This window comes from Paenibacillus qinlingensis (assembly GCF_031455095.1).
GTDB lineage: Bacteria > Bacillota > Bacilli > Paenibacillales > NBRC-103111 > Paenibacillus_E > Paenibacillus_E qinlingensis_A.
This window is the reverse complement of sequence record NZ_JAVDSB010000013.1, coordinates 149,111-164,226: the sequence shown is the minus strand read 5'-3', so window position 1 is coordinate 164,226 and position 15,116 is coordinate 149,111. Positions and strand designations below refer to the sequence as shown.

The following is a 15,116-nucleotide window of genomic DNA, read 5'->3' as shown; positions in this document are numbered from 1 at the left end:
GTTACGCACCACTCTTTCCTGCTTGCTGTGTTAAAACGGAATGAGAATAGGTATGAATAAACGTCGTTAATTCCTTCAATTTCTCGAGCGATGCTTCAGGGAATAAACCGTGTCCCAGGTTAAAAATAAATCCTGGCTGCTTCATACCATCATCCATAATCGCTTTCGCTTGCGCTTCGATCACAGACATCGGCGCTGTTAGAATATAAGGATCTAGATTGCCTTGCACGGCATATCGGTTCTGAAGTCGTTCGCGCCCCACCGAAATCGGCACCCGCCAATCCAGCCCAATCACATCAGCTTGAATCGTCGTCAGATAAGGAAGCAATTCACCCGAGCTTACACCTGGGAAATAAATTTTCGGCTCTTTCAAATCGGACAACTCTTTGAAGATGCGCATCATTGTAGGCCGTACATAGACCTCAAAATCGGCTGGAGACAACGCACCCACCCAGCTGTCGAATACTTGAACTGCCTTGGCCCCATTGGCGATATGCGCACGCAGATACGTGATAACCATATCACCAAGCTTATCCATTAACGCAAACCAAACTGTTGGTTCGGAATACATCATTTGCTTCGTGCGGATATAGCTCTTAGAAGGTCTGCCTTCGATCAAATAGCTAGCAATCGTAAACGGAGCTCCTGCAAAGGAAATCAACGGAACTTCTAATTCTTTATCTAGAATACGAATCGTTTGAAGGATATGGGACAAGTCCTTCTCCACATCAATTGGACGAAGTCGTTCAACGTCTTGTGCGGTACGAACCGGTGTATGAATCACGGGACCGATATCTTTGACAATATCAAAATCAACACCAAGTGAAGCTACGGGATTCATAATATCCGAGTACAAAATAGCGGCATCAACGCCAAGCTTCTTGATCGGCATCATCGTCACTTCAGCAGCTAGTTCGGGTTGTTGACAAATTTCGAGCAAAGAGTACTTTTCCTTGATTTTACGGTAGTCAGGATCGTAGCGACCTGCTTGACGCATATACCAGACGGGCAGCGTATCAACCTGTTCTTTCCGGCATGCTTTAATAAAATTATCGTTATAACTCATGAGGCACCTTCCTCTTGTTTCCATCTATTCTCATCCATTATGCCCTAATTATACCCCTCTCACAACCAACGTAAGCTTACGTATTGCGACAAAAGTATGACAAAAGAACCACCCGAACTCCGTTTTGACACACAGAGGACAAATGGTTCACTTACGCCTTACTTTTGCAGGTAGCGTGCAATATCTTTCGCGAAATACGTTAGAATAATGTCCGCGCCCGCACGTTTGAAGCTCGTCATCGTTTCCATTACAATCGCTTCTTCGTTCACCCAGCCTTGCTGAGCTGCAGCTTTGACCATTGCGTACTCCGCACTTACATTGTAAGCGACAACGGGCAGATCAAAGTTATCCTTCAGCATACGGATAATATCCATATAAGCGAGTGCCGGCTTTACCATAAGGAAATCAGCGCCTTCTGCCACATCGCTTGCCGCTTCACGCATCGCTTCACGGCCGTTAGCTGGATCCATCTGATATGTTTTCCGATCACCGAATTGCGGCGTGGAATGCGCAGCATCACGGAAAGGACCATAGTAAGCAGATGCATACTTAACAGAATAGGCCATGATCGGCGTGTTCTCATAACCAGCTTCATCGAGTCCAGTTCGAATAGCTTGCACATAACCATCCATCATATTGGAAGGAGCGATAATATCAGCGCCGGCTTTCGCTTGTGACACGGCTGTACGGACGAGCAGTTCCAGAGATGGATCGTTCGCGACATCCGCTTGTCCTGTAATCGGGTGATGATGAATAACACCGCAATGACCGGTATCCGTGAATTGACACAAGCACGTATCTGCGATAATCAACAAATTAGGGTTAAGCTCTTTGATATAACGGGTAGCTTGCTGCACGATTCCGTCATCCATAAATGCGGATGTGCCGGTTGCATCTTTATAATCAGGTACGCCAAATAGAAGAATAGCTTGAATGCCCAATTGCGTGATTTCATCAATTTCTTCCTTCACGCGATCTAGTGAGAAATGATACACCCCAGGCATCGAGGCAATCTCTGATTTGACATTCATACCATGCGTAACAAATATCGGTTGAACGACATCATTGACTGTTACTTGATTCTCACGAACTAGATTACGAATAGCTGCATTACCGCGTAAGCGGCGGTTACGAACGATTGGAAAACTCATGATGGGTTTCCGCCTCCTTGAATCATGCTTTGTACCAAAGAAGCGACGGTCGCTTCTTCAGCCGTATATGTGATAGACAGACCTACTTGTAGGACAGTTTCTGCCGTTTTGGGACCAATAACTGCAATCTCCACGCCTTGCAAGAGCGATAACGGATCTTCTATTCCGAGTTGCTTCAACGCTTCAAATAAATTTGTAACTGTAGATGAACTTGTAAAAGTTATGATATGAATGCTTTGATTTTGCAACAAATGAATCATCTCTTCGCCATCATCGGTGGTCAGTACGTTCTCGTACACATCCACTTCGGTGACTTCAAGCCCAAGCGATGTTAGTTTGGAAGGCAAGTAATCACGTGCGAGGTCGGCAGTTGGCAGCAATACCTTCTGACCAGCGTTCAAATCCCCTTGAATGGCATCTAAGATCCCTTCCCCTTGAAACTTAGAGGGTAAGACGTCTGCCATGATACCACGCTCTGCGAGCGCTTCAGCGGTCTTAGGACCCACAGCCGCAATACGGGCATTCCCCATTCTACGAACGTCGATGCGCAGTTCTCGCATTCTGCGGAAGAAGAATTCAACACCATTCACGCTTGTTAATACAATCCAATCAAATTCAGACAGTCTCGCTAAGGCTTGATCCAGTGCTTGCTGGGCTTCAGGACGACTTGGCGGCTGTAGTCGAATCACAGGGAACTCGACAGGCTCTCCACCCAAATCATCAATGAGATCTACGAGCTCACTTGCTTGGCTGCGCGCTCTTGTAACGAGCACTCGTTTACCAAACAGCGGCTTCTTCTCCATCCAAGCCAGCTTCTCACGAAGCTTTACGACTTCACCTACGATGATGACGGCTGGGGATTTGAAGTTGGCTGCTCTCACTTTTTCTGTGATATCTGCAAGTGTACCTGTAATGGTCGCTTGATCCGCCCAAGTGCCCCAACGAACAAGCGCAACTGGCATTTCAGGCGGTTTGCCACAACGAATCAATTCGCGGCATATTTGCTCCAGATTGGCAACACCCATCAGGAACACCATCGTACCAATCGCTTTGGCGAGATGCTCCCAATTCAAGCTGGAGTAAGTTTTGTTCGGATACTCATGGCCGGTTACAATCGCAACAGACGAAGTGAAATCGCGATGTGTAACAGGAATACCCGCATAAGCTGGAACGGCAATAGAGGAGGTGATGCCTGGGATAATATCATAAGTAATCCCATTATCAACCAGCAGCTCCGCTTCTTCCCCCACGCGCCCAAATACACTTGGATCTCCACCCTTAAGGCGTGTGACTATTTTCCCTTGTAAGGCTAGATCAACAAGCAACTGATTGATTTCTTCTTGCTTTAATATATGTTTATCAGGCAGCTTGCCAACAAAGATGAGTTCTGCTTCCGGTCTACGATGCTTCAATAAGCGTGGATTGGCCAGTCGGTCATATACGATGACATCAGCTCTTTGGATCGCTTCCATCCCACGTACCGAGATGAGCTTAGGGTCACCAGGACCCGCTCCAACAAGAAAAACTCTTCCTTTGTTCATAGCAATCACTCCCTCACCTCAGCTAGAATCTTTTCAGCTCCTTGTGCGATGAGCCTATCCGCAACGAGTGAACCCAGGGCTTCCGGATCGTTGCCGGAAGCCGTTTCCTTCAGCATGGTCACGCCATCCGGCGTTCCGACCATGCCTGTCAGGGTCAACAGCGGGGCGCCATCCCCGCTGCCATTCTCGACGCTCGCGTAAGCGCCGAGCGGCACCTGGCAGCCTCCGTTGAGTCTACCGAGGAAAGCCCGCTCCGCTCGCACCGCGAGCGCCGTTGGCTCATGCTGAAACTTGCCCAGCAAGTCCAGCACGAAAACGTCGTTGCCGCGGCACTCGATGCACAGCGCTCCCTGCCCTACGGCAGGGAGGCATACCTCGGGCGGCAAATAGCTGGAGATGCGATCTTGCCAGCCGATCCGGTGAAGACCGGCGGCGGCAAGCATAATCGCATCGAAGTTCTCTTCTTCGAGCTTGCGCAGCCTCGAATCGATGTTGCCCCGGATCGACTCGATCCGGAGGTCCGGGCGGTAGTGCTGCAGCTGGCTGGCACGGCGCAGCGAGCTTGTGCCGACGAGCGCGCCTTGCGGCAGATCGTCCAGCGATGCAGCCCCACGCGTGATCAGCGCATCTCGCGGATCTTCACGCTTGGGAATCGCGCCTACAATAAGGCCTTCCGGCAACTCGAAGGGCATGTCCTTCATGCTGTGAACGGCGATATCGATCTCGCCGTCTGTCAACGCCTGTTCAATTTCCTTCACGAACAGACCTTTGCCTCCGACTTTGGATAACGTGACATCCAGAATACGATCGCCTTTCGTTACAATTTTCTTAATTTCAAATTGACATTCGATGCCATGCTCTTTCGCGAGTTGTTTCAATAGTTCCACGGCTTGTCCTGTTTGAGTCAGTGCCAAGGCACTCTGTCTTGTTCCTACAATAATCGTTTTCATTCGTCTCCGCCTCCTATACGTTGCTGCCCAATCTCATTGATGAAAGACCAAGAAGGCAGTTCACTCTCTCCCTGCACTTGCGGTTGCATCCAAACGGTATGATGTAATGCTAGTGTAAACTGCTGTTTCCAGGCTTCAAACGTCCCTTCACGGATATAACGCATGAGATCCCAAGCCAGCATTTCTTTAAATAATTGTTGTCTTGCTTCTTTATCTTTCACGTGATTCTGAATCAACAGGCGCGTTTCAGTAAGAAAATCCAAATAGATTTCATACTCATCCCCATAGGCATTGTCGAGTTCTTTGGCAATTTTACGAGCTGCTGAAGGACTTGCTCCCCCTGTAGACACCGTAATGACCAACTTACCTCGACGAACAACGGAGGGTAAAATAAAGGAACTAAGCTCGGGTTGATCCACAATATTGACTAGGCTTCCAGATCCATTCGCATCCATTGCAATCTGCCTATTCACTCGTGCATCATTCGTTGCCGCGATGACCAAGACAAAGCGTGCCTCACCATGTGCTGCCCATATCGATGGATCATAGGTTTGCCTTTTTACAATCACATTTGGTTGAGGCTCCATCGCCAGAATACCCGTCGTGAACGTTGGACTGACTACGGTCACTTCTGCTCCTGCTTGCAGCAACGAGCGCAGCTTTCGTTCCGCAATAGGACCACCTCCGATAATCAGACACTTACTTCCCGCTAAATTCATCATGATGGGATAGGGATACTGCCAATTCGTTAGCTCCATATCCACCCGTGAAAATCAGAAACGAGGTTCGATACAACGAAGTTCAACACGACGATACAGAAAGCGGCCAAATTCCACACAGCGAGCTTATTGCCCGCAATCCGCATGGATTTATGTTGAAACAAGTAAAAGGCATAGGCGGCCAACACGAAGAACGAATTAATGACTTTAGGATCGTAGAGAAGGTTTTGATTACCTTCGAGCACAACCCACACCACGCCGAGACTCAAAGCCATCAGAAGCAATGGCCCTCCAATAATGACCGACAAATACGTGTAATGCTCAATTTTCTCTAGTGACGGCAGCCGCATGACAGCCTGAGAGAAATTTTTGCTCTTTAACCTTGCATGTAAGAATATGTACATCCCTGAAAAAATAGCGGCAATCGAAAATGCGGCATAACTGCCAATAGCTAACGAAATATGAATGAATAATAGCTCATCATTGATGTCCCAATTGGATTTAATCGGCATAACATTCGGATTTCCAAAAATATTCAGTGCCAGAATCGCAAAACCTAGCACATTCACAAAGAACACAAACAATTCAATGCGGAAAAAACGGTTAATGATAAGTGATATCGTGACTAACAGCCATGAAAACATGAACAGCACATCGGATCGAACGAAAGCCCACTCTGTTAAGTGACCATATAAACTAATCGCAAAGTAAGCGGTTTGCAAAACCCATACAAACAAAAGCAGCCCCGTCCCCATCCGTTTCGCGCTCCGGCTCGCATTCGCGAAATCCGAAAAGTAAAACAGTAGGCTCAGGGCATACATATAAATCATCGCATCAAACAACCAGCTGCTTGTAACCATGGCACCTCTCCTAGGCGGTTAGCGCCTTTTAATTGAGATAAACGACTTCTGATTCACCCCTTAGGGCAAGTTCGTTTACGATCTTATATATCAAGATGGGGCTAGAACATCCGCATTCTGTAAACCACGAACGGACAGTTTCTCGTCCATTGTTTGTTTAGTTTCAACTTTGTTAAATCCGGACTCTAGCTCTTGTGCTATTTGATCTGCCTGTTCTTGTTGTTGGAGCGTATCTTCTAATGCAAAAAGCTTGGTGAATATTTCGAGGGCATCATCGCCATGACGCTCGCCAGCCATTTCTTTGATCCGCAGAATCGGATCGCGCAATACTTGATTCACAATACTTTTGGTTAATTTGCGAATCACCTTAATCTCACGTTCATCCAGATCCGTCAGCTTGTTCAGCATGTTTTCCATGGTTTCTTCATGAATTTGGTTCGCTTTCGTTTGTAGCGCACTAATCAATGGGCTTACGCCAAGTGTTTTCGTCCATTGGTCAAAAGCATTAATTTCTGAATTGATCATAACCTCGATTTTAGCCGCTTCTTTCTTTCTCTCTTGCAAATGTTTGTCAACGATATGCTCCAAATCATCAATATCATACAGGAATACGTTCGGCAATCCGCTAATCTCAGGATCCAAATCCCGCGGAACTGCGATATCCATCATAAAGAGAGGCCGTGATTTTCTTTTTTGTACATAGGTCTGAATATCTTTCTTCGTCAAAACATAACCAGGCGCACCCGTTGAGCTAATGATAATATCTACTTCGGGTAAGTATTTGGGCATTTCCTCTAGTGTGCTGGCCACACCGTTGAATTTGCCTGCCAAATCCATGGCTCTCTCCAACGTACGATTCACAACGATAACCTTGTTGGCCCCATTTGCATAGAGATGCTTCACGGTCAACTCACTCATCTTACCTGCACCAATGATCATAATCGTTTTGTTCACATAGCTTCCGAAAATCCGTTTACCGAGTTCTACGGCTGCATAGCTAATGGAGACTGGGTTATTACTAATGCCTGTTTCGGAATGTGCTTTCTTCGCAAGTGTGATGGCTTGTTTAAACAGCGTGTTGAAATAAGAGCCTGTTGCTTTCAATTGTTGAGATGCTAAAAAAGCATCCCTCACTTGACCGAGAATCTGAGTTTCCCCAATGACCATCGAATCAAGCCCCGTTGTTACACGGAACAAATGCTCATTTGCTTTGTCATTCTCATACGTATATAAATGCTTCTGGAATTCATCCTTCTTCACATGAAACCAACGCTCAAGGAAATGCGTCAAGTAATGACTGCACAATTGAGGTCGATCCACAACAGCATAAATTTCGGTGCGATTGCAGGTGGCAACAATAACACATTCCAGAATACTTTTCGTCTCTTTCAATTCAGCGATTGCTTTGGGTAAATCTTGATCTGAGAACGCAAACTTTTCACGAATTTCTACCGGGGCTGTCCGATAGTTCAAACCAACTGCGATAATATGCAACGTTACCACCTGCCTTTCGTTTTATTTAGAATCATTATAGCACAGCAATACCGACATTCCGACAAAATATTTGAATAAATTATGAATGCTTTGGGTCTGTTCGTTAGTTTTAACAGCTCTTTGCTCCTCTATACCTCATCCAGAGAGAATACAAGCAGAATCCCCTATTGCAGCCCTTTTTTCCTTAAAAAGGCAGTCATTTCCCGGTCGAGTTTGGTTAGCTCTTCATTCTGAGATGAGATAATATCACCGTTGGATGCCATCATTTTCTCATAAATCTCATACAGGTCACTGAACTGTTTATGGATTTCTTTCAATGTTAACGTTTCGTCCGGCTTTAAGGCTCTAACGCCACCTAGCTGTAACCTTTGTATGTATTGGCTTAATTGGGTCATGACGTTCAGCGAGCCCAGCTCCTCACTTCCACCAGCAGCTAAAATAAGTCGCTCATGGGTGTACTCGGCTGAATACAACGCTTGTTTCACTGGATCCAACTCTTTCGTGCTTTTGCTTAATGAGGCTTCTTCCAAGGAGCTCTTCACGATTTCTATTTGAAATAATGATACCTGAAAAAGTAAATGCGTTGCATCATGATCTTCTTTATCCTTATGTTGACCTAACATTTGGCTAAGCTGATAGATAGGCCAAATGATCAGAAAGAGAACAAAAACATAGAGCACTGTTTTCCTGATTAGTTTCTGTTTCAAAACCTCATCCCCCACTCCCAATGAATTGGACATGTATCACCAATATCATTGTATGGGTATCTGAACAAACAAATAACCACGGATTTCTCCGTGGTTATCGTTATGAAAAATGCAGAATTTTATTTAACAAGCTCTGCTTGCTTTATTTCAGGAGTTTCTACTTGTAATTCACCCATTCCGCGAACAAGCTTCTTCGCATAGAACGTTTCTGGTTTTAGTACGGACACCATAAAGTCGATTGCTAATTGAGGGTCGACTGTCTCACCGCAAGTATAACAATCAAGTGCGGCAAAACCTCTCTCAGGATAAGTATGAATGGAGAGATGACTCTCGGACAACATAACAAGCACTGTTGCACCTTGTGGTTCAAATTGCTTCGATTGTACAGATAAAACAGTCGCTCCACATACCTCGGCAGCTTCAACCATCTGAGCTTGCAGCCATTCTGCATTGTTCAGAAGTTCAAAATCTACCCCCCAAGTATCAACAGCAACGTGTCTTCCGAAAGTTGAGTATTCTGTTTCCATCTTTCGGTTCCCCCTTCCTAGGAATAAAATGTGTTAAAAAATTTCATCCGCTAGGACCTACGTCATTCACTTCCCGAGGGTATAATCTCTCGCAACATTCAATGTCCTGAGTGAATCCTGGTTCCTATATTGTTTCAACGAGAATAAAAATAACATCTATCGACGAGAAATGCAATAGTTTTTTTTGTTAAAAGCTAACTGTCACATCCACGCCATATCTAAAATATGTTGCAAAGCCATCGCATGTGCTTCAAAACAAAAAGAGACCCAAAAATGGGTCCCCACAAATATGTCATGTATGAGTAATTATGCCTCCAAAACGAACAAACGATGTGTCAGCTCATTGAGGCGAATGTCGATCTGTTGGTGTTCATCCCTTGCCTGCAGCATGTTACGCATATCAAGAAGATGATTGATTTGATCGTAGATCATTTCAATTTCTTGCTCAACTTCTTTCTTTTGGAACATCATCTGCATAAGACCAATCGTATCTTTGTGCTCATAAACAATCGTTAAGAGTTGACCTTTGATTTCTTCGATCTTCACAACGGTTCCGCGTTCATAATAATAAACCATTGTGTAACTAGGATAAATTCGGTTGACTTTAGCGCTGCCCTTGAATTCCGATACTGCTTTACGCATTAAATTAGCTAGTAAGGTATTACTTAATCTGCAGGATCCTGTGCATTCATATAGGCCCGATTTCTTTTCAAATGAAAGGACAATTTCTTGACCTGCGCCATCTTGAAAAACAACTTCTTGATTTCCGTTTTCCAAAACTTTAACTTGCAGTGTCACCCCATGGTCTACAAACATTTGAAAAAACTTCAACATATCGGCTTCTGTTAACTGGAGGCAGGTTTTGACATATTCAGTCGCTAACCTTTGTGCCATAAAAATCCCTCGATTCTTTGTTTTCAAGCCATTAACTATTACCTTGTTTATTATTATACTACAAGAGTCGCGATTATTCCTGCCAGCAATTCATGATAATCAGCCAAATATTCTGAAAAAAGCTTGATAAACTGGAATGCCATTAAATTTCCCCCAGATTACCTCGCTTTCCCGTATACTTCTTTTTGATTTCCTCTGTCTTTGAACGTTCCCCTCAAAAATACGCAAAAAGCCGCCCTATGATTAGGACGACTCAGGATTAGTTACAGCGGTAAGCACTTCTTCGGTTTGTGGCTCCGGCTCGCCGTAAGCAATCGCTTGCTCTAGAATTCCCCACAGCTCATCTTTGCCAAGCCCTAGCTCGGAAGAGAACATGAGTGGCTGAACTCCTTTATCCATCCCTAGTGTTTCACGTACAATTTTTAAATGTTTCGGCCATTTGCTCTTAGGAATCTTGTCCGCTTTGGTCGCAACGACAAGCACAGGTACATCCATGTGGCGGAGCCACTCGTACATCGCTTGATCATCTTTGGATGGCGGATGTCTCAGATCGACTAGCTGCATCACAAGGCGTAAAGGCTCACGATTCAATAAATAGCTTTCAATGAATTTGCCCCACTGCTCACGCTTAGTTTTGGATACCTTTGCGTAGCCGTAGCCTGGAAGATCAACGAAATATAAGTCCTGATTCACTTTATAATAGTTAAGGGTTTGCGTTTTGCCCGGTTGAGAACTGGTTCTAGCTAAGTTTTTACGAGAAATCAAACAGTTAATGAGAGATGATTTCCCGACATTAGAACGCCCTGCCAGCGCTATCTCTGGCAAGGCATCCTCTGGATATTGGCTAGGTCCAACCGCACTGATGATAAACTCAGCTTGATTGACTTTCATGAATGTTCAACTACTTTCTAAGTCGATCCGACGTTAGCCGTCGGCTTATTTTTGATAAGCGCATGTTCCAGCACTTGATCCATATGGCTCACAGGGATGAATGTCATCTCTGTCCGAACACTTTCTGGAATTTCGATAATGTCTTTCTCGTTGTCTTGCGGTAAAAGGATTGTACGAATGCCTGCACGATGTGCAGCTAGCGCCTTTTCCTTCAAGCCGCCAATTGGGAGCACGCGGCCGCGAAGCGTTACTTCGCCCGTCATGGCGACTAAGCGTGAAACTGGAATATTCGTCAAAGCTGAGATTAGTGCAGTAGCCATCGTAATCCCAGCAGACGGACCATCTTTCGGAATGGCTCCCTCAGGAATGTGAATATGCACATCATTCTTCTCATGGAAATCCGGAGCAATCCCAAGGACTTCAGCACGCGAACGTGTATAACTGAAAGCCGCTTGCGCGGATTCCTTCATCACATCACCAAGCTTACCTGTCAAGGTTAACTTGCCGGTACCAGGCAATACAGATACCTCGATGACAAGTGTATCACCGCCTACTTCGGTCCAAGCAAGACCTGTAACAGCCCCGATCTGATCCTTCTCTTCTGCAACATTGTATTTAAACTTAACGGGACCTAAATAGTCACTTAAGTTCTCTACGGTTACATGAACAGGTGTTTCCGGGTTCGATACAATCTTTTTGGCTGCTTTACGATTCATACCTGCAACTTGTTGCTCTAGATTACGTACGCCTGCTTCTCGCGTATATTCTCGCACAATCTTCATCAGAGCAGCCTCATCAACAACAAGCTGTTCTTCTTCAAGACCATGATCACGCTTCTGCTTCGGAAGTAAATATTTCTTGGCAATTTGGAGTTTCTCAATCTCCGTATACCCTGGAATATATAGAACCTCCATCCGATCTAACAGAGGACGAGGAATATTATGCACTGCATTCGCCGTGGTCACAAACATCACGTTGGATAGATCATAAGGAACTTCAATGAAATGATCGCTAAAAGTGCTATTTTGTTCGGGATCCAATACTTCAAGCAGAGCTGATGCAGGATCTCCGCGGAAATCCATTGCCATCTTGTCGATTTCGTCTAATAAGAAGACGGGATTGTTCGAACCCGCATTCTTCATCCCTTGAATGATTCTACCTGGCATCGCTCCTACGTAAGTACGTCGATGTCCGCGAATCTCCGCTTCATCCCTCACGCCGCCAAGAGAAATACGTATAAATTGTCTGCCCATAGATCGTGCTATAGAACGAGCAATCGAGGTTTTACCTACCCCAGGAGGACCTACCAGACAAAGGATTGGCCCTTTAAGCTTTTTGACGAGCTTCTGTACAGCCAAATATTCCAGAACGCGCTCCTTCGGCTTTTCAAGACCAAAGTGATCGTCATTCAGAATTTCTTCTGCTTTGTCTAGATCCAAATCATCGTCTGTTTGCTTGTTCCAAGGAAGACCTAGCAACCAATCGATGTAATTGCGGATAATACCGCCTTCCGCAGAAGTTGCAGGCATTTTCTCAAGCCGATCAATTTCTTTCTCGACCTTTTCGCGCACCTTATCAGGAAGCTCTGCTTCAGCTAGCTGATTGCGTAATTCATCAACCTCGCCTGCGCGGCCTTCTTTATCCCCGAGCTCCTTCTGAATGGCTTTCATCTGCTCACGGAGATAATATTCTTTCTGTGTTTTCTCCATTTGCTTCTTAACTCGCTGGCTGATCTTGCGTTCAAGCTCAAGTACTTCTCGCTCATTATTCAAAATATTAAGCATTTTCTCGAGCCGTTCACGGACATCAACGGTCTCGAGAATATCTTGTTTGTCTTTGATTTTCAGCGATAAATGACTACAAATAACATCCGCCAAGCGCCCAGGCTCATCAATATCAGAAACCGCGGCAAGCGTTTCAGGCGTTACTTTTTTAGATAAATTGATATAATGTTCGAATTGACTCAGTACACTTCGCATCAAAGCATCTATCTCAGGATCTGATATTTCTTGCTCCGGTAATTCCTTAACCGTGACCTCATAATACTCGTCATTCGTCAAATACTCTACGATTTCAGCACGTAATACGCCTTCTACAAGAACACGGATTGTACCATTCGGTAATTTGAGCATTTGCCGCACTTTAGCAATGGTTCCGATGCGATAAATATCCTCTTTTGTTGGTTCTTCTATGTTGATCTCTGATTGAGAGCAGAGGAGAATCATGCTGTCATCCACCATCGCCCGCTCGAGTGCTTTCACTGATTTTTCTCGCCCTACATCCAGGTGTAGAACCATGCTCGGATAGACCAGCAGTCCCCTAAGAGGCAATAACGGTAATCTGCGCACCTTCATTTTTCCAGGCCCCATCCTCTGCACCTCCAATAATAGGGATCCTTGAACGTTACGTTCAAAGTCTCACCTTGTCTATGTGGGATATTCTCCCTACGTTGCCCTTTACATTTTAACAAAACTCTAAACAAAACACCAATTGAGAGCTAACGCGTCATGTCAGGTAACGGAAAGCCTCCCTTTAAGAGTCAATTGTATGCTGTGAATTGGCATGTAGAATGGGTAAAGTTGTAGCCGGAATCGTTCTCTCCATAGTTAAAGGTAGTGGGATCACATTATCGTGAAGCTCAATGCCGAGTGCAGCTGAAAGTACTTCCTCGATGGTTTCAGCCGCGACAACCTCAACTCCCGGTAAATCAACAAACAGCGCTTGCCAGTTTTCTTTCGGAATGATGACACGCGTAGCTCCGGCTTGGAAAGCTGCTTCCACTTTAGCAACAACACCGCCAACAGGCTTCACTTTGCCATGGATACTCATTTCACCTGTCATCGCTAGTTTATTGTCTACAGGTATTTTATGTATAGCTGAGGCAATTGCCGTAGCCATCGAAATACCTGCGGAGGGTCCATCGATCGGCACACCACCAGGAAAATTAATATGCAAATCATAATCCGACGTATTGAAGCCTAATTTGCGAAGCACGGTCAACACATTCTCAACTGATCCACGGGCCATGCTTTTACGACGAATCGTTCTGGATCCTCCACCCATCTCTTCTTCATCAACAACGCCCGTAATATTGAATTTCCCAGTACCAGCAACAACAATTGGAATTGCCGTAACTTCAATCTCCAGTAGTGTACCCAAATTAGGACCGTAGACAGCCAAGCCATTTACGAAACCGATTTGTGGTTGAGCTGGCACTTTCCGCTCTGGTCTCGGCGGGATTTGTGAAGAATTCACAACCCATTCAATGTCGGCTGCGGTAATTGCATCCCGCTTGTCGGTTAAGGCAATACCCGCGGCTAGTTGAATGACATTCACAGCCTCGCGGCCGTTCGTGGCATATCTTGTCACAACATTTACGGCATCATCACATTTTTTAAAGCCAATTTTATCAAGAGCTTTCCGAGCAATTTCACCTACCTCATCAGGCAGTAACGGACGGAAAAATATTTCTAGACAACGCGAACGAATAGCCGGAGGAATCTCGCTCGGTGTGCGCGTTGTCGCTCCAACTAAACGGAAATCTGCCGGGAGTCCATTCTGAAATATATCATGAATATACCCAGGAATATTCGCATCCTCGGAGCTGTAATACGCACTCTCTAAGAATACTTTACGATCCTCAAGCACCTTTAATAATTTGTTCATTTGCGTCGGATGCAATTCACCGATTTCGTCGATGAACAAAATCCCACCATGCGCTTTCGTCACAGCACCTGGCTTAGGCTGCGGAATCCCAGCAACCCCCATCGCACCTGCACCTTGATAAATAGGATCATGAACAGAACCAATCAACGGGTCTGCAATACCACGCTCATCAAAACGGGCCGTCGTTGCGTCAATTTCAGTAAACTTCGAGTCAGGCCGAAAAGGCGACTCTTGATTCTTCTTCGCTTCCTCTAGTATGACGCGTGCAGCAGCTGTTTTCCCCACTCCGGGAGGGCCATAAATAAGCACATGTTGAGGATTAGGACCACACAGTGCCGCCTTCAGAGCCTTCAGCCCTTCAATTTGGCCAACGATGTCCTGCACAGAAGAAGGTCTTGTTTTCTCAGATAAAGGTTTAGTTAATGAAATGGATCTTAACTTACGCAGCTTTTCCAGTTCTTTCCTAGACTCTCTATCCACTGCAGACTTGTTCGTCTGTTGATTTCGCAGCAAATTCCAGAAATACAACCCGATTACCACTGCAAAAAACACTTGAATGACCATTAGAATGATACTTAAACTCATGTGTTGAACCTCCTTAAACACGTCATCTTCGATTAATTACGTATATGTCTTGTCTATCTGCCTTT

13 protein-coding genes are annotated in these 15,116 nt (G+C 45.3%); all 13 read right to left on the bottom strand.

Annotation, left to right across the window (positions count from 1 at the left end; genetic code table 11):
* Window position 1 precedes the first annotated feature (1 nt).
* Window positions 2-1,066, bottom strand: coding sequence for a uroporphyrinogen decarboxylase (hemE, locus tag J2736_RS25835; RefSeq protein ID WP_310501471.1), 1,065 nt, complete (start codon window positions 1,064-1,066; stop codon window positions 2-4).
* Between the two features lie 158 nt (window positions 1,067-1,224).
* Window positions 1,225-2,217, bottom strand: a complete 993-nt coding sequence (gene hemB / locus J2736_RS25830; RefSeq protein ID WP_310501470.1) for a porphobilinogen synthase — start codon at window positions 2,215-2,217, stop codon at window positions 1,225-1,227.
* Entirely contained in the window at window positions 2,214-3,758 is a 1,545-nt protein-coding gene (cobA, locus tag J2736_RS25825) for a uroporphyrinogen-III C-methyltransferase (RefSeq protein WP_310501469.1), read from the bottom strand. The genes hemB and cobA overlap by 4 nt, the downstream gene beginning before the upstream one ends.
* Before the next feature lie 5 nt (window positions 3,759-3,763).
* Window positions 3,764-4,708, bottom strand: a complete 945-nt coding sequence (hemC, locus tag J2736_RS25820) for a hydroxymethylbilane synthase (RefSeq protein WP_310501468.1) — start codon at window positions 4,706-4,708, stop codon at window positions 3,764-3,766.
* Window positions 4,705-5,430 (bottom strand): precorrin-2 dehydrogenase/sirohydrochlorin ferrochelatase family protein, encoded by a 726-nt coding sequence (locus tag J2736_RS25815; protein ID WP_310501467.1) that lies wholly within the window; start codon window positions 5,428-5,430, stop codon window positions 4,705-4,707. The genes hemC and J2736_RS25815 overlap by 4 nt, the downstream gene beginning before the upstream one ends.
* A gap of 26 nt (window positions 5,431-5,456) precedes the next feature.
* Window positions 5,457-6,287, bottom strand: coding sequence for a cytochrome C assembly family protein (locus tag J2736_RS25810; protein WP_310501466.1), 831 nt, complete (start codon window positions 6,285-6,287; stop codon window positions 5,457-5,459).
* A gap of 90 nt (window positions 6,288-6,377) precedes the next feature.
* The gene (gene hemA, locus J2736_RS25805) at window positions 6,378-7,781 is read right to left on the bottom strand and encodes a glutamyl-tRNA reductase (protein WP_310501465.1); all 1,404 of its coding nucleotides are present in this window, start codon (window positions 7,779-7,781) and stop codon (window positions 6,378-6,380) included.
* A 164-nt stretch (window positions 7,782-7,945) separates the two neighbouring features.
* Window positions 7,946-8,488, bottom strand: a complete 543-nt coding sequence (locus J2736_RS25800; protein WP_310501464.1) for a hypothetical protein — start codon at window positions 8,486-8,488, stop codon at window positions 7,946-7,948.
* A 119-nt stretch (window positions 8,489-8,607) separates the two neighbouring features.
* Complete coding sequence (gene speD / locus J2736_RS25795; protein WP_056610310.1) at window positions 8,608-9,015, bottom strand: adenosylmethionine decarboxylase; 408 nt, start codon at window positions 9,013-9,015, stop codon at window positions 8,608-8,610.
* Window positions 9,016-9,321: 306 nt separating this feature from the next.
* Window positions 9,322-9,909 carry a non-ribosomal peptide synthetase module gene (locus J2736_RS25790; protein WP_310501463.1) on the bottom strand — a complete coding sequence of 196 codons (588 nt, stop codon included), beginning with the start codon at window positions 9,907-9,909 and terminating at the stop codon, window positions 9,322-9,324.
* Window positions 9,910-10,152: 243 nt separating this feature from the next.
* The gene (gene yihA / locus J2736_RS25785; RefSeq protein ID WP_310501462.1) at window positions 10,153-10,800 is read right to left on the bottom strand and encodes a ribosome biogenesis GTP-binding protein YihA/YsxC; all 648 of its coding nucleotides are present in this window, start codon (window positions 10,798-10,800) and stop codon (window positions 10,153-10,155) included.
* Between the two features lie 17 nt (window positions 10,801-10,817).
* Complete coding sequence (gene lon, locus J2736_RS25780) at window positions 10,818-13,169, bottom strand: endopeptidase La (protein ID WP_310501461.1); 2,352 nt, start codon at window positions 13,167-13,169, stop codon at window positions 10,818-10,820.
* Between the two features lie 163 nt (window positions 13,170-13,332).
* Window positions 13,333-15,051: an ATP-dependent protease LonB gene (gene lonB, locus J2736_RS25775; RefSeq protein WP_310501460.1), complete on the bottom strand. Its 1,719-nt coding sequence runs from the start codon at window positions 15,049-15,051 to the stop codon at window positions 13,333-13,335.
* Window positions 15,052-15,116: the final 65 nt, after the last annotated feature.

Bases quoted from the DNA above. Each gene is read 5' to 3' on its own strand.
- hemC (WP_310501468.1), bottom strand. From the start codon at position 4,708: ATGAAAACGATTATTGTAGGAACAAGACAGAGTGCCTTGGCACTGACT.
- J2736_RS25815 (WP_310501467.1), bottom strand. From the start codon at position 5,430: ATGATGAATTTAGCGGGAAGTAAGTGTCTGATTATCGGAGGTGGTCCT.
- yihA (WP_310501462.1), bottom strand. From the start codon at position 10,800: ATGAAAGTCAATCAAGCTGAGTTTATCATCAGTGCGGTTGGACCTAGC.
- cobA (WP_310501469.1), bottom strand. From the start codon at position 3,758: ATGAACAAAGGAAGAGTTTTTCTTGTTGGAGCGGGTCCTGGTGACCCT.
- hemE (WP_310501471.1), bottom strand. From the start codon at position 1,066: ATGAGTTATAACGATAATTTTATTAAAGCATGCCGGAAAGAACAGGTT.
- J2736_RS25790 (WP_310501463.1), bottom strand. From the start codon at position 9,909: ATGGCACAAAGGTTAGCGACTGAATATGTCAAAACCTGCCTCCAGTTA.
- J2736_RS25810 (WP_310501466.1), bottom strand. From the start codon at position 6,287: ATGGTTACAAGCAGCTGGTTGTTTGATGCGATGATTTATATGTATGCC.
- lon (WP_310501461.1), bottom strand. From the start codon at position 13,169: ATGGGGCCTGGAAAAATGAAGGTGCGCAGATTACCGTTATTGCCTCTT.
- hemB (WP_310501470.1), bottom strand. From the start codon at position 2,217: ATGAGTTTTCCAATCGTTCGTAACCGCCGCTTACGCGGTAATGCAGCT.
- speD (WP_056610310.1), bottom strand. From the start codon at position 9,015: ATGGAAACAGAATACTCAACTTTCGGAAGACACGTTGCTGTTGATACT.
- lonB (WP_310501460.1), bottom strand. From the start codon at position 15,051: ATGAGTTTAAGTATCATTCTAATGGTCATTCAAGTGTTTTTTGCAGTG.